General features: G+C 44.5%; 15 protein-coding genes, 3 tRNA genes and 2 pseudogenes. 2 read left to right on the top strand and 18 right to left on the bottom strand.

The window, feature by feature from the left end:
• Positions 1-45 precede the first annotated feature (45 nt).
• The 4 genes from NMK50_RS05280 to NMK50_RS05265 all read right to left on the bottom strand — a co-directional run bounded on the left by NMK50_RS05280 (position 46) and on the right by NMK50_RS05265 (position 2,011).
• Positions 46-678 carry an NADH-quinone oxidoreductase subunit C gene (locus NMK50_RS05280; RefSeq protein WP_254771135.1) on the bottom strand — a complete coding sequence of 211 codons (633 nt, stop codon included), beginning with the start codon at positions 676-678 and terminating at the stop codon, positions 46-48.
• A gap of 14 nt (positions 679-692) precedes the next feature.
• On the bottom strand, positions 693-1,274 hold the full coding sequence (locus NMK50_RS05275) for a NuoB/complex I 20 kDa subunit family protein (protein WP_254771134.1): 582 nt from the start codon (positions 1,272-1,274) through the stop codon (positions 693-695).
• Positions 1,265-1,630: an NADH-quinone oxidoreductase subunit A gene (locus tag NMK50_RS05270; protein ID WP_254771133.1), complete on the bottom strand. Its 366-nt coding sequence runs from the start codon at positions 1,628-1,630 to the stop codon at positions 1,265-1,267. The genes NMK50_RS05275 and NMK50_RS05270 overlap by 10 nt, the downstream gene beginning before the upstream one ends.
• A 304-nt stretch (positions 1,631-1,934) precedes the next feature.
• Positions 1,935-2,011: transfer RNA gene (locus NMK50_RS05265), tRNA-Asp, on the bottom strand.
• A gap of 175 nt (positions 2,012-2,186) precedes the next feature.
• Here NMK50_RS05265 and NMK50_RS05260 point away from each other — a divergent pair.
• Positions 2,187-2,262, top strand: a tRNA-Val gene (locus NMK50_RS05260).
• 590 nt (positions 2,263-2,852) lie between these two features.
• Positions 2,853-2,942 (top strand) — tRNA-Ser (locus NMK50_RS05255).
• A 405-nt stretch (positions 2,943-3,347) separates the two neighbouring features.
• Here the strand turns inward: NMK50_RS05255 and NMK50_RS05250 are convergent.
• The 14 genes and pseudogenes from NMK50_RS05250 to NMK50_RS05185 all read right to left on the bottom strand — a co-directional run bounded on the left by NMK50_RS05250 (position 3,348) and on the right by NMK50_RS05185 (position 18,152).
• Positions 3,348-4,163 (bottom strand): annotated as a pseudogene (locus NMK50_RS05250) (DNA adenine methylase).
• A 38-nt stretch (positions 4,164-4,201) separates the two neighbouring features.
• Positions 4,202-5,305: a phage late control D family protein gene (locus tag NMK50_RS05245; protein ID WP_254771132.1), complete on the bottom strand. Its 1,104-nt coding sequence runs from the start codon at positions 5,303-5,305 to the stop codon at positions 4,202-4,204.
• Positions 5,296-5,550 (bottom strand): tail protein X, encoded by a 255-nt coding sequence (locus tag NMK50_RS05240; protein WP_254769893.1) that lies wholly within the window; start codon positions 5,548-5,550, stop codon positions 5,296-5,298. The genes NMK50_RS05245 and NMK50_RS05240 overlap by 10 nt, the downstream gene beginning before the upstream one ends.
• On the bottom strand, positions 5,547-5,993 hold the full coding sequence (locus NMK50_RS05235; protein ID WP_254769894.1) for a phage tail protein: 447 nt from the start codon (positions 5,991-5,993) through the stop codon (positions 5,547-5,549). The genes NMK50_RS05240 and NMK50_RS05235 overlap by 4 nt, the downstream gene beginning before the upstream one ends.
• A 33-nt stretch (positions 5,994-6,026) precedes the next feature.
• Entirely contained in the window at positions 6,027-8,375 is a 2,349-nt protein-coding gene (locus NMK50_RS05230) for a phage tail tape measure protein (RefSeq protein WP_254771131.1), read from the bottom strand.
• Positions 8,376-8,505: 130 nt separating this feature from the next.
• Positions 8,506-8,916, bottom strand: a complete 411-nt coding sequence (locus tag NMK50_RS05225; RefSeq protein WP_254771189.1) for a hypothetical protein — start codon at positions 8,914-8,916, stop codon at positions 8,506-8,508.
• Between the two features lie 23 nt (positions 8,917-8,939).
• Positions 8,940-9,458 (bottom strand): phage major tail tube protein, encoded by a 519-nt coding sequence (locus NMK50_RS05220; protein WP_254771089.1) that lies wholly within the window; start codon positions 9,456-9,458, stop codon positions 8,940-8,942.
• Complete coding sequence (locus NMK50_RS05215; RefSeq protein ID WP_254771194.1) at positions 9,455-10,744, bottom strand: phage tail sheath C-terminal domain-containing protein; 1,290 nt, start codon at positions 10,742-10,744, stop codon at positions 9,455-9,457. Before NMK50_RS05215 ends, NMK50_RS05220 begins: the two co-directional genes overlap by 4 nt.
• Positions 10,745-10,967: 223 nt before the next feature.
• Complete coding sequence (locus NMK50_RS05210; protein ID WP_254771088.1) at positions 10,968-11,195, bottom strand: hypothetical protein; 228 nt, start codon at positions 11,193-11,195, stop codon at positions 10,968-10,970.
• Between the two features lie 8 nt (positions 11,196-11,203).
• The gene (locus tag NMK50_RS05205; RefSeq protein ID WP_254771130.1) at positions 11,204-12,580 is read right to left on the bottom strand and encodes a Bgr_08870 family protein; all 1,377 of its coding nucleotides are present in this window, start codon (positions 12,578-12,580) and stop codon (positions 11,204-11,206) included.
• A 95-nt stretch (positions 12,581-12,675) separates the two neighbouring features.
• Positions 12,676-15,819 (bottom strand): DUF4815 domain-containing protein, encoded by a 3,144-nt coding sequence (locus tag NMK50_RS05200; protein ID WP_254771129.1) that lies wholly within the window; start codon positions 15,817-15,819, stop codon positions 12,676-12,678.
• Position 15,820: 1 nt separating this feature from the next.
• The gene (locus NMK50_RS05195) at positions 15,821-16,927 is read right to left on the bottom strand and encodes a phage tail protein (protein WP_254771128.1); all 1,107 of its coding nucleotides are present in this window, start codon (positions 16,925-16,927) and stop codon (positions 15,821-15,823) included.
• Positions 16,927-17,779: pseudogene (locus NMK50_RS05190) on the bottom strand (baseplate assembly protein). Before NMK50_RS05190 ends, NMK50_RS05195 begins: the two are co-directional and overlap by 1 nt.
• The gene (locus tag NMK50_RS05185; protein ID WP_254771126.1) at positions 17,766-18,152 is read right to left on the bottom strand and encodes a GPW/gp25 family protein; all 387 of its coding nucleotides are present in this window, start codon (positions 18,150-18,152) and stop codon (positions 17,766-17,768) included. The pseudogene NMK50_RS05190 and the gene NMK50_RS05185 overlap by 14 nt, the downstream one beginning before the upstream one ends.
• Between the last annotated feature and the right edge of the window lie 3 nt (positions 18,153-18,155).

Below are 18,155 nucleotides of genomic sequence, written 5' to 3'. Positions count from 1 at the left end.
CATACGATAAAAAAATGATTACTTTAAAGCTTTATCACTCTCATATTAAGTTTTATTAGCTCCAATATCATTTTTATCATCTGTTTTTCCATCATATGGTAAAGCACCCTGATCTCCCTCCCAAGGAGAAAGAAAATCAAAATTACGCATCTCCTGTCGTAAAATAACAGGCTCATAAATTACCCTCTTTGCTTCATTATCATAACGACATTCCACAAATCCTGTTACAGGAAAGTCTTTACGCAAGGGATGACCTTCAAATCCATAATCTGTTAAAATCCGCCTCAAATCTGGATGACCTGAAAATAAAATCCCGTACATATCATACGCTTCGCGCTCATACCATTCTGCTCCAGGGTAAACTGAACAAGCGGAAGCAATGGGAGTATTTTCATCAGTACGCACTTTCACGCGCAAGCGTAAATTCCTACAAGGAGATAAGAGTTGATAAGAGACATCAAAACGTTTATCGCGAGATGGATAATCAACACCACTAATATCAGTAAGATTAATAAACTGGCAATGAGAATCATCACGAACAAAAATTAAAACATCCGTAATTGCATTGAGACGTGATATAATAGTCAATTCACCAAATGCAAAAATGGTTTCTTCAATTTTATCTTCTAATTTACTTTTCAAATAGTTAGAAAGTTCAACCAATGATTCATTTACCATTATAACAATTTCTCCTATCGCTCTATAGAACCGGTACGACGGATTTTTTTCTGCAACAATAATATACCGTATAGCAATGCTTCCGCTGTAGGAGGACACCCTGGAACATAAATATCCACAGGCACAATACGATCGCACCCACGTACAACTGAATAAGAATAATGGTAATATCCACCCCCGTTTGCACATGATCCCATAGAAATCACATAACGCGGCTCTGGCATTTGATCGTATACTTTTCTTAAAGCAGGTGCCATCTTATTTGTTAGGGTGCCCGCTACCACCATGACGTCTGATTGGCGAGGTGAAGCGCGTGGTGCATATCCAAAACGCTCATTATCATAGTGAGGCATTGAACATTGCATCATTTCAATAGCACAGCAAGCCAAACCAAAGCTCATCCACATTAAAGAGCCGGTACGCGCCCAAGTAATCAAAGCATCTGCTGAGGTAACTAAAAAGCCCTTATCTGACAATTCCGTATTAATATCACGGAAGAAACTATCATCAGAGCCTATCAACGTTCCTGTATTCGGATCAATAATCCCTCTCGGTTTTGACGCAATAATTGTTGTATTATTAGATATTAATCCCATTCAAGAGCCCCTTTTTTCCATTCATATATAAACCCGATGGTTAAAAGTGCTAAAAACATCATCATTGACCAAAAGCCGAACATGCCTATCGAAGCAAATGAAACGGCCCAAGGAAAAAGAAAAGCAACTTCAAGATCAAAAATAATAAATAAAATCGATACTAAATAAAAACGAATATCAAACTTCATGCGTGCATCATCAAACGAATTAAACCCACATTCATAAGCCGATAATTTTTCAGGATCAGGAGAACGATAAGCTACAATATAAGGCATAACTAAAAGAACTCCAGAAATAACTGCTGAAACAATGATAAAAATCAAAACCGGTAAATAAGAGCCCACTAAATGAGTCATAATCCTCTTCCACCTTAATGGCATGACCTGAATTAACGCAATCATTCCACACTGTTAAATCAAACAGATAGATTATAATGCCGCTCTCACTGTTAAAGACATGTTGAGCAATGCTTTTCCTGACGGCATAGGTAACGCAGAGCAAAGAAAGACGCAAGCCCTATTCTTAATAAAGCGCGTAAAAAGAGAGAAAATCAGCATTCTAAGAATAAAGAATAATACAAAACAACACTTAAGAAAACATATGCCCTACACATAAGGGGATTATGCTCAAAAAACAAATATCATAAATAAATCATGAAAATGGCGCGAGTGACGGGGCTCGAACCCGCGACCTCCGGCGTGACAGGCCAGCACTCTAACCAACTGAGCTACACCCGCGCACTTTCTTCGGACCAATTCATATTGGTATAAACGGTCGTGTAAGATGTTCACTCGTTTATGTCAAGCCGGTATGTGTATTTTTTAAAAAAAAATTATCAAATACTATCTTTATTCTTGCGTTTATAAAAATTTTTCCTTAAGGAGTGCTTATTCATTTGCTGATCATTGCATTGGGCGATTAGCTCAGCTGGTAGAGCGCCTCGTTTACACCGAGGATGTCGGGAGTTCGAGTCTCTCATCGCCCACCATAGTTTTTTTTAGTGCGAGAGATAAAAATAAAAGAATAAGGTATTTTAGATTCCCTATATTGATAAAACTTATTTCCGAAAAAGTTAAATTAACAATGTTTTTAAAATAAAATTAAACAATGACATTTTATAATTTTCTTAAAAGAACAGTTAGCGAAAAGATATATTTTTAAAAATAAAACATATAAAATTTTGTTTTATTAAATCATATAGGATTTATAATGTCTGTCATTAATAACAATACGCAGCTTGATTCTTATAACACAGCGTCATACAGATTCACCCTGTTCATATAAGTCAATTTCTTCTATGATTACGTCAACTAAAATAGAAATTGTATGAAGCTGTTTTAATACAATTTTTCTCATAATAGTTTTTATAATCGCATATAAGAGAAAGAAAACATCGGAAAAATTACTTATTCTAAAATTAAGATACTGATTTAAGGGCAATTCTCAAAATACTGCAACTTAGAGATTATTCTGATTAAGATTCAAAAATCTCTCACTTAAAAAGTGATAATAACATTTAGAAACCTATTTAAATGATTGACCTTTTGTGAAAATTTAGTAAAAAAGCGTACTTAGTTTGGAGGGGTGGCCGAGCGGTTTAAGGCACCGGTCTTGAAAACCGGCGTGCAGGAGACTGTACCGTGGGTTCGAATCCCACCCCCTCCGCCATCTTAAATCGAATCAATAGGTTATAGAGATGTAGCTTGCCACTAGTGTAGCTTGTGTAGCTTGCCACTAGGTTTTGCACAATTTGCCACTAGGTTTTGCAGCAATTCATTTTTTTTCACAGAGTTTTTAAGCGGTTTTCAAAGAAGTTTTAAGAGGTGTTTAGAACGGCTTTTATGAGTTCTTATTTTGCCCTGACCAGAATCACAATTTAAGATGATTCATCTCTTCCAATAACCCCATTATTTGACATCTAAAATCTATAAAATATGTATGCAGAGACCAACAAATTTTGTATCATTTGCATCATATTTTGTAAAAATGACCTCCTTTTCAAAGGATTTTCATTTTTTCAAAGGGCTCTCAAAGGGTCTTCAAAGGCCTTTCAAAGGTCATTTAAAGACCCTCTCATGGGTCTTTTTCTGCTAAATCACAATTGGTGATGATCAGTTCCTTAGCGGGAATACGAATAAATCGTTCTCACTTCTTTTAATTTAAATTGGCTAAAGGTTTTTCGGATCTCTGACACATCATTGAGAGAGAGAAGAAATTTCCCTTTTCATTGTCCAAGAAGCATAGACATCGTCTGGTAATCCTCTCGCTTAAACAAATCCTTCCCATAGTAATCCTCAGCACCCCAATAAGGCGGGTCAAGGTAAAACAAGGTCGTTGGCCGGTCATAACGCCTGATAAAATCAAACCAGTCTAAATGTTCAATGGTCACGCCTGATAAACGTCGATAAACAAGCTTTAGTAAGCCTTCAAGTTTTAAACTATTAAACCGTGCACCACGGTGGGGATCAACTCCAAACGTACGCTTTGCCACCTGACCACCAAAACTCAACCGCTGTAGATATAAAAATCGCAAAGCCCGCTCTAAATCCGTAAGCATCTTTGGATCTTGTAGAGTAAAACGTTGAAACGCCTCACGGCTACTAATCTGGAACTCCAATAGATCCATAAAAGGATGATAATGGCGTTGCAATACTCGAAAAAAATTCACCACATCACCTGAACGATCATTGATAATTTCAGTAGGTGGAATCAACTTCCGCCTAAAAAATATCCCTCCCATTCCAACAAAAGGTTCAGCATAAGTGCGATGAGGAATGCCTTCGATGATTTTGATAATGGTTTTTCCAACTTGATTTTGCCACCAACATAAGCGGCAGCTGGTTCTATAGGATCAATAGATTTTAATGTTTCCTTGTAAAGTGTATCCATAATTTTTTAACACTCTTCCCTCTATACTAGCCATCTTCTCATTGCTTTAAGTGATAAGAAGTGGCTGCGATGTTAAGTTCTTCTACATCGGACGGGTCTGTCGCGAAACTTGTCCCGTTGACTGGGCAACCAGCCCAGCCTCTATTCTTCTTTGTTGGTTTCCTTTCCTTTTCTGGTGCCTCTAAGGTGATTTCTGTGGTATAGCCGCTTTGTTTCTCATAGCGGTGGGTCACGGTTGCGACTTTCCATGCTCCATTAATTTGCTCGCGGAACCCTTGCAAAATGAGAGGTTGATCGGCCATGATTTCTGGACGCCCCTCTAAAGCCAAAGAACCACTGCCCATACCACGACAAAGCCGGTCCGATTCTGATGCGGCAGCAGCCAAAGCTTCCTCTCTGCAAGGATAGCAACCACGCAAACGCCGTGTGGGGCCTTGGAGATTCGTTTGATATTTGACAGACAGCTGTTTTCCTTGCGAGCGATCAAAATAGGTTGATTCAACGCTGCCATATTGGGTGCGTGGCTCGAGGGTAAATTCCCAACTGGAACAATCATGCTTGGCAAGAGTGATTGCCGGTAAATTGTTGCCGCTTAAAAATAAAAACTTATTGTCTTTGATAAAAAAACGTGCCTGCATACGCTCCGCAAGGCGGGTTAAAAAATCAATTGTCGACTGATTGGTGCACACCACATAAGGCAAGGTTTTGCTATAAAACTCTTGGTCGACTTTGGCTTGATAACCATGACGCTTGGCTAAGCTTTCGACAATCTCACCAATGGTTTGATTGTCAAAATGCTCACTTGTCTGTTCTTTGAGTTCGCCACGCATCGAAGCGCTTTTGCCGCAAAGGCGTAAAATCTCTCCATCACTGCCCCCGATACTGACAACCGATTCGACAACAAAACGCCCCATAACAGCACTGATGCTGTCCTGATAACCAAACTTCACCTGCAGAGTGCTGTTCTTTTGTGGAACCTCTAAATCATTGTCCCTATCATCAAACTCCGCTTCAAAGCGATCGGCTTCATTGCCGGCATGATCGGTAATGGTGGCGCTAAGAAGACGCTGGTAGAAAACCTCATGGACGGTTTTTTCTCCAACCTTAACCTCAATAAAAGGAGTGCTCCGCCTTAATCCCATAACCGCTTCACTCTGCTTTGAGGAGGAACAAAGACAAATTCAGGCAAAGTGATCTCTAAACCCCGTGGCAAAACAGCACCATATTGGGCAATCCCTGAATTGGCTCTCAAGGTGGCTTCTAAATAGCCCTCTAAGAATCCAGCCTGTTGACGGTCTCCTAACACCGCCATGGCATGTTGAAAGCAAATCAGATCGAGACTGAGATCTTCTAACTCTACAACAATGTGCTTTACTGGTAGCTTCATAGCTGTCGTCCCTCTTGGAAATATCCTTGTGGTTTGCCCCCATCAAAAAAGGGCAACAGACTGATGGAATAACGGATACGCTGCGATTGACCAGAGCGACTGATATAATCGTGGTCTTTGGTGATCGAGGTGATCACCACGGGACCATGGAATATGGCACTATAGCTTATATCATTGACCCAACGAAGCATCTGTACCGGTTTTGCTGCTCGTATGGTCATAGTGAGTGCATCAATGGCTATACAATCACCAAACTCTTCTGGAAACCATACGCCATGGATGGTTTTGGCATCATTGCCATAGCCGGTAAATTGCAAGCTGGGGGCTTTGCCAAAACGCTCCATAGACACCCATGAGGCGGAAAACTCTTCTTCAAAGGATTGGAAATTCAGCCAATCGACATAAAATTGATGCGGGCCTAGCATCATCAAAGGATCTTGCATTGCTTCTCTCCCCTCATTGCTTCTCCCTCCCCCTTATTCTGTGCCGCCATGCAAGGCATTGGCTTTGGCCCGTTGGAGGGCATGACTTACCGCACGGCCGGTAGCAAGAGGATCACGCGCCCCATTGACATGCACCGTGACATTTTGATGGTGATAAACGGATGCGCTCTGCTTGTTTTTGTCCGTTGCCTGCGTTGTCACAGGGCTGGTTTGCGAGTGACCGGCAAATTGTACAATTGGCTGCAAAGCTGTTTTGCCACCAAGCCAACTGGGCAAATGAAACATGTTAGAGATATCAATCGAACCAATCCATCCTTTGATGCGACCAGATAAAGATTTAAAAAAATCAGCCAACTTTGTGATGGAGGACAGAAAGCCATCGACAATCCCATTGGCAAGATCCTCTCCGGCCTGTTCCATACCCGCTTTGGCTTCTTCTGAGAGCTTTTCGCGGGCAAAAAAACTGCCCAACCAGCTCCAAAAATTGGCAATGCTTTGCTTAAAACCCTCCCAGGCATTGCCAAACCACTCGCCAACAGCGCTAAGTTCCTGTTTGAACTTTTGCCAATGTTCAGAGAAGTCAAAGGCAGCAGCAAGGATGTTTTTCCATCTTGTAATGGTTGCGGTATCAGCACCAAAAAAGCGCATGACAGCTTCAAAGATACGGCCAAAAGCATGGACCAGCCCGCGAGCAAAACCTTTGACAAAAGAGGAAAACCGATCCCAATATTTCCACAAGGCAAAACAAGCCGCCATGATCACTGCCACAACAGCGGCAATCAAAGCCCCTATCGGGGACAAAACAGCACCCACAACAGAAGCAATACCAGCAGCCACCACTTCCACAATTGTGCCAACCCAGCCAAAAGCAGCAGCAAAGGCGGAACTCAAGACCATAAGCCCGCGAAAGGCTGCCACCAACAAAGTCATGGGTCGCAGAAGACGAAGCGTGCTTCCACCAAGAGTTGCTGCCATGAGTCCCAAAGAGCGCCCTGAAGCGATTAAGCTTTGCCAATTGATTTTAAGGGCACGACTAAGCGTTCCAAGCTTAACAAAAGAAGTCATGAGTTGAAGAAGCCCAAGACGTGTGCCAGCCATGGTAAAGCGCAATACCCGCAGAGCAATATTAAAAGCCATCAGGGTGCTAATGGTTTTGACAATCGCACTGGTTAAGGCGGGATGGGCATTGGCCCATGCCATCAAGCCATTGATAAAATTTCCAACACTTTCCATCAAACTGTTAACATGGGGCAACAACACGTTGCCAATGCTAATGCCCAAAGCCACGATGCGGTTTTGTAAAAGTTCAAATTGCCGGATGGCACCGGTTGCTTGTTTATCTGCTTCTTGCTCTACGGAGCCTTTAAAGACTTTGGGGTCTTGAACAAATTCGAGCGCTTGGCTTAACAATTCTGGATTGCCAACCAATTTGGCAAAGTCACCGGTAAAGTCGCGCCCAGCAATGGCAATCAGGGAACGCATACCCTGTTCGGATTTGGCTAAAACATCAAAAAAGCGCACTAACGTGCCGGTGGCATCTTTGTCGAGGTCTTGGAGAAACTTTTGCCGTGACAGCCCAATATTGGCAAAAGCATCTTCAATATGTTTGCCCCCTGCCTGAATACGCGAACTCATCGCATTAAAACCACGCGCCGCACTCTCAGGGACAATCCCCGCAGAAATCATCGCCGTACCAAAAACAGCCGTTTCACGGGCGGTGAGCTTAAACATGGTGGCAGCACCGGTGGCACGATTGGTAAAATCAGACACTTCACTGGCTTTAGCCGCCATATGGTTGGAGAGATGATTGATGGCATCGCCTAACTCTTCGATGCCCGTTTGACTGAGTTTAAAGACATTGCGCAATTTGGCAAAACGTTCGCCAATCTGGTCCCCCGTCATATCAAAAGCCACAGCCGCTTTGGCAGCATAAAGACTAAAGGCTTCCAGATCTTGCTCGCCAATCCCCGCTTGGCTGGCACTGGTCATCAGTTCCAAAACCTCACGTGCAGCTAAAGGGATTTTGGTTGAGGTCTCAAGAGCAAAACGGCGCAATTCCTTTAAACGATGCAGAGGCGCATCAAGAACCTTTTCCAAGCCCTTCATCGATTGGTCAAATTGCATGGCCTTATAGAGGGGCGCAATCAAGGTTGCGGTTTGGGCAATCGCCCCCACCATGCGCCCTCGCGCTTGGATAAAAGCCAGTTCAGCGTTCTTGGTTGCATCCTCAAGATGTTGAGGATCAAACCATTTTTGAAAATGCTGGCGCGTTTGTTTTTGCAAATGGGCAACATCAGCACTAAAAGCTTGCAAATCGCGCTTGGCAGAGGCTATCCCTTCTTGCAGATGATTGACAAAACGCACAACAAGGGAAACATCCATAACAGCTCCTATTCCAACATCTGCTGTTCATATTCTTGGGATTTCAAGCGTGCTAACTCACTGCGATAAAAAATGACATCCAGCCAATCCATCTGGTTGATCTCTAAAGCCGACCAACGAAAATGAAGCGCTAATTCGGCTCCAAATTGTCCAGCATAAGGGATTGGCGTCCCATAAAAAAAGCAAAAAAAGCCTTCAAGATTGCCATCATATCAACAGTATCAATCCGATCAATCAGTTCGACCGTTTCATGGGACATATCCGCCAAAAGCGCTGTGATGCCTTCTGTTGCTTCATTGGTGAACAAAACTTGCGAAAGCTTGACAAGCAGAACATCATTGGAGAGCGTTTTCTGCTCGCCAAGCTCTGGAGCCAGCAATTTTGTCAATTGCGGTCCAATCAACACTGCCAATTGCTTGGCATGTTTGAAGGTGGGGCGATAAAAGGTTAATTTATTGCGTGTTGCTTGTTTGCCATCACTGTCTTGATAAAGTATGGGCACTTGCAATTCCACAGCAATGCTTGTTTGTAAATTTGTCATCATAGTTTCCTATAAATTAAGGCCTATAAATTAAGGATAGAGCGCCTGCGCCCACCAATATCCTGCCCATTGCGCACAAGCCAACCGCCCCGTTTAAACGAAAAGCGATGCAAAACAGCACCATCCCAATATTCGCTATAGTCCCAAATATTCTTAATCTCACAATCATAGCCCGTCGCTTTTCCAGCAGAAAGCCCTTCGCTATCGACTTTGACCAAGCGCCCTGTGACATCAATGGAATGTTCATGCTCGCGGCCATCTTCTTCAGACACCACATGTTTTTTGCCGGTAAATTTATGACGAAGACCAGGGGGACCAGCAAAGATACCGATAACTTCGGGGGTATGGCTGCGGATCTTCATTTGCAAGCTTAAAGCTTTCACACCAAGACCACTCACATCAATTTGCATATCAGAACCGCCCGGTTGATAGGTTTCGGTGAGTTCTTCTAAGGTGGGCAGTTTCAGCGTTTCAAGATCAAGATGAAGATTGACATCATCATCAACAATCAGGGTAAAACCACGAACAATCCGTAAAGTCATGCTTCACTCCTTGCTGCTTTGCGATAGCTCTCTAACGTATCGCCAAATTGGTAGGTCATTTTCTTTTGGATGTCTTCAGCCAATCGGTCAAAATAAGCGCCATTGCGCCGGCTCCCAAAACTTAAATCTTCGAGAGGAGGCACCTCTTCGGCATCAAATTCAACCCGCAACTTGCCCAATTGTAAAGTGCTGTTGGAATTCAAATCGCGATCAAACCAAACACGTCCACCAAGCAGGGCCCCACGAGCAATCATATCATCAAGAAACTGCGTGAGACTTCTCGTAATGGCAATGACATGTTGACCGGTGAGGTTTTCGTCATTGGCAAAAGGGCGGAAACTATTGATGATGGTCTTTTCCAGTGCTGCGCGGGTGCGCACCACATTGACAAAGCGCCAAAGCGGATCAGAAGATGTGGTATGATTGCCCCATAAAATCCGTCCATTAGCAGCCATCTTTCCTTGTGCGTTTTGACTAAGCCGTCCCGGTATAAAGGTGGCAATATCGGCTTGGTTAAGGCGATTTGCCTCATGATCGATTTCGCCATCAAAATAGCTAATGGGGCGCGCTGTGCCTAAAATGCCGTGCACATCTTGGTTTGAAGGAGACCAAAAAACACCCCCCTTTTGCTTATCGCGTTTGATAAACATCGCTGCGGCAAAGGGACTTGCCGGTTTAATACAATAACCACCCTCACCGTTTGCCACCCGCACGAAGGGGTCAATCAAATAACAAAAGCGTGAGGAAAAATCGGCGCGATAAACAAGGCTTTCTTCGGTGTTTTTGCCCCCTGTGTCAAAAACCGCAATCGCTTGCAGCTTTTCAGCCACCTGTTCAAGCGCGTCAGCCACGGGGTTTTTACCATTATCAAGGCGCCCTGCACTATAAGCCGGTGCCAATAAAATTCCAGGTTCAACCCCTAAATGCCCACGCGCATGGGTCAAAGCATGAACACCGGTTAAGGCAGCCTTGGACCCCACCATTTCGGCTTGTGTCTCAGAAATTGTTGACTTTTCCTCCACCCGCACAAGAACAATTTTGGCCTCAACCCCTTGCGCGCATACAGCGTTAATCACATCAAGCGCTGTGCCCCTTGTCCCCAGCTTTTGGATTTTCTCTGTCTCATGGGTAAAAACCAAAACAGGTTCATTTACCGGATAAATTTGTCCATCAGCATCAGGGGCTGTAACAACCGCGCCAATCGCCGTCTGATCAAATGTTGCCAACGGCCTAGAGCTTTCACCAGCCTCAACAATGCGGATACCATGATTAAATTCTGTTGCCATCTTGCGCTCCAAATCAATAAAGCAACAATAATAACAAGGATCAAACCGCATAAGACTGACACTGTCAGTCAAAAAATTCCTTTAAAAAGGCTTTGAAACCCCTTTGAGAAAGACTTTAAAAGAAAATGATACAGATTAAGCTATCACACAATAAGCTTGCGTCCAACAATGTTGATTATATAATCTATTCTCAACAATTATACTAAGCTTGTTCATCTTTCTCTTATCGTTCTTTCATAGATTCTACTGATGCGTCTGTCTCAGCCTTTTCAGAAGACAAAGAATTTTTTTCTTCATCAATGATGGGAGGAGAGAATACCCCATCCTTATAAGTCCAGCCGATTTGCGCTTCCTTTGAAGCAATAGCCTCACCATCAAAGGCATGAACATAATTTTCTGAGGCAATAATAATGTTCGTTACCACACCCTTTTCAACAATTGCATATTCCATAAAAACTCCTATATAAAAAACCTCAACAACACTGCTCCGTTGCCACCATTGCCACCTTTACCAGAACTACCATCTTCTCCTAGGAAATAACCACCTCCACCGCCACCTCCTTGTCCACTGCCATTGCAGCCTTTACCACCATGACCACCTTTCTGGCTCTCTCCGCCATAACCACCGTTACCATTCTGAGCACCAGCACCCCCACCGCCACCAAAAAAAGAGTTTCCGCCATTCCCACTCCCCCCATCGCCGCCATTCCCACCGGCATAAATAAAAGAGCTCCCTCTATAACCATTAAAACTAGCATCGCCGCCACGGCCACCATTGAAATTTGGTACGCCGCCGCGGCCACTGGCACCATCACCTCCTCCTGCACCCCCATATGCTATAATAATTCCTGCAATGCGTGTATAACCACCAGCGTAGGAACCCCCTCCCGAAGATGCACCGCGGCCTCCTCGACCAATGTCAATAGCTTTTGCCGATCTTAGCTGTGAAGCTTTGATTTTAACATACACAGCTCGGCCTCCACCAGCACCACCACCACCATAGTAGCTAATACCACCATTAAGTGGTTTTTTGAACCAGCCTCCATATCCACCACCACCTCCTCCACCCCAAGCCCATATTTCGATATCGGTGTTATCGCTAACACCTTCAGGCCATGGAATGGGACCACTTTCTGTTACAAGAACTTCTAGGGGAGAGGTCGCTTTCCTCAGTTTTGTGATTTCATCACGTATTTCTTGAAGAGCAACAACAGCTTCATCTTTGCTATAAACTTCCGCACCATCAACCTTGAGCGGTCCTTTAAGCTTGCTGCCCGTGATGCTGAGACTTGTGACGATTTCCCCATTATGCATGAGATTCAATGACGAATTACCTATGAGTTCCAAACCACCAGCAATGGTCACTTTGCGGGTAAATTTGTTATAATTCTGCCATTCATTGGCTTGCGCTAAGCGCCCATAGCTTGTCAGATCTTCGTTAATCTTGGCTCTAAATCTATCAAGACCAACAATATCTTCAATTTTATGTTGGTGTGCTCCAAGAAGTGAGACAGCACTGCCAAAGGTAAAATGATTGTTGCTTGCTTTGTAGAGAACATAATTGTTAGCGGCATCTTGTGCACCCTCGATATCACTCAAATCGGTTAAAGTGAAGGTTTTATCCGCTGCCATTTTGCCTTTGAGGGCTGCCTCAAGATCTGCAACATCCCCTATGCTATGCGTGTGTTTTGCAGGGGCTTTTTCGTCTAGCTTTTCCTCAACTTCCATTATGGCTTGATCAAGTTTTGTCAAGTTCTCACGCAAAATGGGAAATTCAGAACTGATAAAACGCCCTTCTTTAGGCAATTCCATTGCAAGCTTTTTGGTTTTTGTCATTTCTTATTCTCCAAGTCTCTCAAGCAGTCTAAAATCCCATCTTTCCCCCAAATTCCATCTTTCCCCCAAATTCCATCTCTCAAAGCGAGGGGATGTCACAAAATACCCGCACCAAAATCACGCAGCATTGACCGTGCACAAGGTCCACCGGTCAGTGTCAGTTTCAAGCGCGCTTGCTTTGCTGTTTGGTCGTGACTGACAAATTTTCGCTCCACCCAAAGGGGTTCAGTAAGCTGTTCTGTTTCCTCTAAGGTGAGAGGGGTAAAAGCACCATCATCCCGTTGCATCTCGAGGGTGAATGTGGAGCCGCCTGGTAAAAAGGTCTTGATATAGCTGGTCAATCTTGCTTTCTCACCAAAGGCAAAAGCACGGGTAACATAGGTTGCTGTGTTATGGATCTTGCCGGCAATCAACTGAACAGGAGCAAACAGAATGGGGGAGAGTTTCTCCGTGCCTTTGAGAATGGCACGTAATCGAACCTTTTCACTGATATATTCGGTGAGGCTTAACAATTGAAAGGGTAAGAGTTGATAAATCGTGCCGTTGTTTCTTTCAATTTCAAAGATCACCGAACAATCACTAGAAGGCAATTCAACCGCGGCACGGATTTGCAAATCAGAACAGTTAACAAGATTAAAGGTACCAAGATCAATGGTCTTTGTTGTTTGTCTGTAGCGTGCTGCCAAGACACGAAAAGCCAAAGCCTCATCTTGATGGGCACTCCAACTTTGCGCATTGACAGAGGAAAAACGAGGACCGGTCACATAGGGGTGGCTTGAGACAAATCTTTGCTGTTCTTCATCAAACCCTCCAAGCTTTGCGAGTGAGAGGGAATGATCACTATCATCGGTCTTAATGACAAAAGCCGTTAACCGATCATTGGGGACGAGGAGTGGGACATCATAGCGTGCCTGTGCCCATCCGGTTTTTGCCCCCTTCATGGAATAAAAGCTTTGGGCTTGGATATTGGCGGTGGGATAACCGTTTTCGGTTGTGACCAAATCAATCACCAGATCATGATTGGGATTGCCGATTTTGCAAAGATGAAAGTCAAGACCGGTGATTTGCCGTGTTTCTTCTGGTGTAAAGACTTGCGCTTGCGGGTCCACTTGCGTCCAGATCTTGACTGTTGTGGTGTGCCGAATCACTTTCACATCAATAACACCTTGCCCGGTAAAGAGACCCGTCGCAAGGGTTCCCCCTTTGCCTCGTGCTACAACATTCTTGGTGCCGGCAGGAATATTTTCAGGGATTTTGAAAATGCTTTCCAAAATGCCATTGTCATTGGCAACAAGGCGGCTTTTTGGCAAGACATTCACACCATCAAAGGTGAGAGTGTCTAAAATTTCCCCCTTGCCAAAACCTTCAATTTTAAAGCCAAGGGTAATTTGTCTTAAGAAATCGATTTGTTCTTGATGCGTATTGATGAGATCATCATGCACTTCTGTGTTACGGATAGTTCTCCCACGGTTCCATCCCATGTTCAGTTGATTGGTCACGCTTGAGAGCCAATCGGTGCGCTGGACATGCCAAAAGTCTGTTGCGGGATTGAGTGTGATCGTACCAGGCAGAGGGGCAAAATTTTGATAGGGGTTGATTTTTTCGCAAGCGGTTGTCAATTCTTGGGCAATGATCACTTCATTGGTCCAGTCAAGGGTGACAGGAGCCTTTAAGGGGGCGGTATAAAAGGTTGGATCAATAGCCAGCTGTAAAATGCCATTGCCAACAGCTCCTGTTTGCGTGAACCCTTCATCGCGATAACTGTCATCAAGAAACGGGTCAGCAAACATGCCTTTTTTGGCAACGGGCTCTTTAGAGTCAACATTGCTTTTAATGCGCTCTAATTGCATCAAGCGATCAAGGGACAGCACCCTTTGAAAATAACGCCACATCTCATCATAGGGGGCAACACGCGTGCCATCATTGACCACAAGCGGAAGATCTAACCAACTATTGGTGATGGTGGCAAGGGAGAGGACATCTTCAGGAACGCTGGGCGCCATCGGTTGATCTGCCGAAATCCCCTTGATATAAACCACACTGCCCTCTGTATTGAGACCTATACGGTCAATACGGGGCAATTTGTAAGTGTAACGAACAATGATATCCCCCCCTTGTGCCCCCCCTGAGAGCGTGATTTCCTGTGCCGTGACCTTATCGGCGGTTACTTGTGCACGATAGCGATAGGTTACCGTGTAACTGCTGCCAGGACGCGGTTCATCCCCCATCGGTGCCCAGTCAATGGTATCACCGGTCTTCTTAAAATCTGTTCCTTCTTTAAATTCCTTGTTGCCTTGCATGACTTTGAGAAAAGAGGTGATGCTTTTATCGGGAACACCATCTCGCCCAGCAACGACCGCACCGCGGGTGAGGGTAACGGTTTTTTCTTTTGTCAACAAAAGAGAGTGGATATCGGCAATGGAAGCATAATAGCTTTTAAAGGTAAAGCTTGTTTTGCCTTTTTGCGGGGCAAAAATATGCGTTTCACTAGGCACAAGCCCTTGCGAAAACTCTTCCCTCTCTTCATGGCGCAAAGCAGCAAGGCGTTTGCGCTTAAAGCCATTGATATTGGCTTCTCCTTCTTGAATGCTAAACACTTGGCATCCATTCTTTCGTCCCAGAGCCGTCACCCGGCATCCATTGACGATATAATGACCATGGGCACGGTCATAAGTCGCAATGGCTTGCATGGCGGGTTCAAGCAGTGAGGGGGACTTTTGGTCAATCAAAATGCCGTCTTGTAAGATATAAACAGGAAAGAACGTGCCTTGCTGCCCATCCTCTTTTAAGGCCCAAACAAGCTTTGCTGTTTCGCGCGCCGCACCGGGCTCTCCTTGTGCCAAGGTGCCGGGAACCTGCCCCAACAGTTCTGGATCATCCTCATGGGTAATCCATGTTTTTTGCAACTTCACACCGATTTCAAGACGCCCAACCATCGAAACAGCATTCAGAACCGCTTGTGAGACCGGAAAGATATCCCCTGCGATATAGATTTTGCCTTCTGTTAAAGTAACGGTCTTTGCGTTTTTATTGACAAAGGCATCGGCTCGTTCAACACGGTCTCCCTCTTTGGCGACCAAGCGCCCCAAACGGTCATGGCGCCCCCTGATGATGGTTTGCATCTCATTGAGTTCACCACTTTGGATAAAGGGACGTTGCCCGTAGAAAACAACGCTTTGTTGGTCGTCTTTGCCGCAAGATCTGTCAATTGCAAAGGGTAAACCGCTTTCATGCTTCATGTTAAAACCTCAATAAAATCTTGAATTGCTCGCGAACATCACCACGCAAAGGAATATTGATGGGCGTTTTGATGATCTCCACCCCGCCAATCAGTTCATTGCACGCACACCAAAGTTTACCCAAAGGGATATGTTGTTTAGGGGTCGCATGCACGAGAACAGCAATAGAGGCGGCTTTTCTGCCGTCAACATTTTGAAAATCCGTGCGTGCTGCAATAAGAAGGGCTGTGCCCATCGAGGAGGGTTGATAACGATCGCCCAAATGGTGATAAACACCCGCCAAATTCTGTTCTACTGGTTTGACAATGTTGCATCTGCGAGTGCCAATGACATCATCCTCACAGTCTCTTAACACGAGATAAAGGGTGCGGTTATAAAACCACTCTGCCATCAGTATATCGCGTTGATGTTTTTTAACAGAACACCAGGGAAAATTTGCCATATCCCATGGATAATCAATTTGGTCGAAGCTTAATTCCCCATCCCCGTCATCCATCCAATTGCCAATCAGTGTGCCTTCTTGTTTGGTAAGCCTGTGCTTGATTTCTGTTGTGCGACCAAAGGAAAACAGCGTATCCCCCGCGGTTAAGCGCACACCGCTCTCATAATCCAGCAGACTGTCATCAAGGCGTGACATATTGCCTTCCAGTGCTTGCACGTCATAACCATTGACACCGCGGCGAAAATCAGAGCGCAAACTTTTGGAAAGCTCTGTGATGGCTTCAATGGCTTCAAGAGCACTTTGTTCAGGCAATTGATCAAAGTAAAGTTGGAAGGAATTCCACCACGCACGCCCCGACCATGCTGGTGTAAAGCATGCTGTAATCTGAAGCCATGAAAGCCCTCTCTCAATAGCCGCTAAAGAACCGCGAATATTTTGCCATTGGAGCCCTTGGTCAATCAAATCATAAGGATTAGAAAAATATGGGCTTAATTCTTGTAAGCCATATTCGTCGATCAAGTAAGGCAACCATGAAGGAGGACGCGTGATAAATTTTATACGGGGGATTTCTTCGAGAGTATTTTTGACCTGCGGATCAAATGCCATTGCTTCTGCTAAACAGCGTTCAAACAAGCTTGAATTTTGCGGTAAAAGTGAGGAAATCATCAATAAGCATCCCCCCGTTTAGACAAGACAATCTCCCCTAAAGCCACCGCCTCATCAGGTGCGACCACAATATCTGCTAAGGGCTGTGTTAAAATCACATGGTGGACACCTTCAACCATCAAGCGGCTTATCATCCAACTTAAAGACAGATCACGCCCAAGCCTTTGCGCGCGTGCCCATTCCGTTTGCAAATTGTTCACGGCCTTTTCCAAAACAAGGGGACCTTCATTTGGCAACAACCAGAGATCAGCATGCACATCGATAATCCGCTGTACAGCACTTTTCACAAGGATATGATCATTGGTCATTTTAACCTGTTTTTCATCAAGGGCTGCTTGTACCTTGGCAATCAAAGCCTCATCGGCAATACCAGAAGGGCTATCGCTAAAAAGCGCGACATGAATAAGCGGGCTTTTCCCCACACGATAAACAAAAGCATCCTTGACACGGATATCGCTTGAGAGAGCAAAATATTGATAACGTGGGACTGTGCCACCTGTAGAATGCCCTTGTCTATTCAAACGAATACGGCGACGCAAACGATCATCATCCTCATCCCAAAGGCGGGAAACCCCATGAAAGTCCCCCAAATGGTCTAAACTTGTCCCACGCGCAAAAGCAAGGAGATTATCCCGCGCAACCTCATTTGCCCGCTGGCGCAACAGCAACTCTTCATAAGCTGCTGCTTGCAATTGAATAACCACGGGATCATAAGCCGTCTTTTCCACATTATAAGGGATATTCTGTGCGGCAAAAAACTTGGTTAAACGGGGTGATTTTTTGCTCTAAAATGGCCTCAACAGAAAGTTCTTCAAGAATTTGTGGAAGAGGCAATTGCTCAAATTCTGTCATCACCCACCTCTAAATCGAAACTTATCGGCTCCTTATGTGACCAATCGCCCAAATGCCCATCGGGATAAAACACACCTGTGAGAACAAAGTGGAATGTTCCCTCCCGCGTTGCTTTTATCAGATCAATCTTTTGCAACGAAAATCCAGGCTCTCCACATTCTGGATCATTTAAAGCTTGTACAATTGCTTGATAAAGCTGCAATATTGTCGCCGGATCAACATTGGCATCTTGGAAAGATCCAACATCACATCCATAATGACGCCGCAAAACCCGTGTCCCAATTTTTGTTGTCAAACATTTACGAAGGGACTGACAGCAGTGTGCCCAACCATATAACAGAGAGCCATCCTGTTCGTTTACTCCACAGCGCATGCT

This window comes from Bartonella harrusi, assembly GCF_024297065.1.
Lineage (GTDB): Bacteria > Pseudomonadota > Alphaproteobacteria > Rhizobiales > Rhizobiaceae > Bartonella > Bartonella harrusi.
The sequence above is the reverse complement of the archived record's forward strand: the minus strand, read 5'-3'. Positions and strand labels throughout refer to the sequence as shown.

Excerpts from the sequence above, each read along its gene's own strand:
- NMK50_RS05280 (WP_254771135.1), bottom strand. The coding sequence starts at position 678 with ATGGTAAATGAATCATTGGTTGAACTTTCTAACTATTTGAAAAGTAAA.
- NMK50_RS05275 (WP_254771134.1), bottom strand. The coding sequence starts at position 1,274 with ATGGGATTAATATCTAATAATACAACAATTATTGCGTCAAAACCGAGA.
- NMK50_RS05270 (WP_254771133.1), bottom strand. The coding sequence starts at position 1,630 with ATGACTCATTTAGTGGGCTCTTATTTACCGGTTTTGATTTTTATCATT.
- NMK50_RS05245 (WP_254771132.1), bottom strand. The coding sequence starts at position 5,305 with ATGGGATTAAGGCGGAGCACTCCTTTTATTGAGGTTAAGGTTGGAGAA.
- NMK50_RS05240 (WP_254769893.1), bottom strand. The coding sequence starts at position 5,550 with ATGAAGCTACCAGTAAAGCACATTGTTGTAGAGTTAGAAGATCTCAGT.
- NMK50_RS05235 (WP_254769894.1), bottom strand. The coding sequence starts at position 5,993 with ATGCAAGATCCTTTGATGATGCTAGGCCCGCATCAATTTTATGTCGAT.
- NMK50_RS05230 (WP_254771131.1), bottom strand. The coding sequence starts at position 8,375 with ATGGATGTTTCCCTTGTTGTGCGTTTTGTCAATCATCTGCAAGAAGGG.
- NMK50_RS05225 (WP_254771189.1), bottom strand. The coding sequence starts at position 8,916 with ATGACAAATTTACAAACAAGCATTGCTGTGGAATTGCAAGTGCCCATA.
- NMK50_RS05220 (WP_254771089.1), bottom strand. The coding sequence starts at position 9,458 with ATGACTTTACGGATTGTTCGTGGTTTTACCCTGATTGTTGATGATGAT.
- NMK50_RS05215 (WP_254771194.1), bottom strand. The coding sequence starts at position 10,744 with ATGGCAACAGAATTTAATCATGGTATCCGCATTGTTGAGGCTGGTGAA.
- NMK50_RS05210 (WP_254771088.1), bottom strand. The coding sequence starts at position 11,195 with ATGGAATATGCAATTGTTGAAAAGGGTGTGGTAACGAACATTATTATT.
- NMK50_RS05205 (WP_254771130.1), bottom strand. The coding sequence starts at position 12,580 with ATGACAAAAACCAAAAAGCTTGCAATGGAATTGCCTAAAGAAGGGCGT.
- NMK50_RS05200 (WP_254771129.1), bottom strand. The coding sequence starts at position 15,819 with ATGAAGCATGAAAGCGGTTTACCCTTTGCAATTGACAGATCTTGCGGC.
- NMK50_RS05195 (WP_254771128.1), bottom strand. The coding sequence starts at position 16,927 with ATGATTTCCTCACTTTTACCGCAAAATTCAAGCTTGTTTGAACGCTGT.
- NMK50_RS05185 (WP_254771126.1), bottom strand. The coding sequence starts at position 18,152 with ATGCGCTGTGGAGTAAACGAACAGGATGGCTCTCTGTTATATGGTTGG.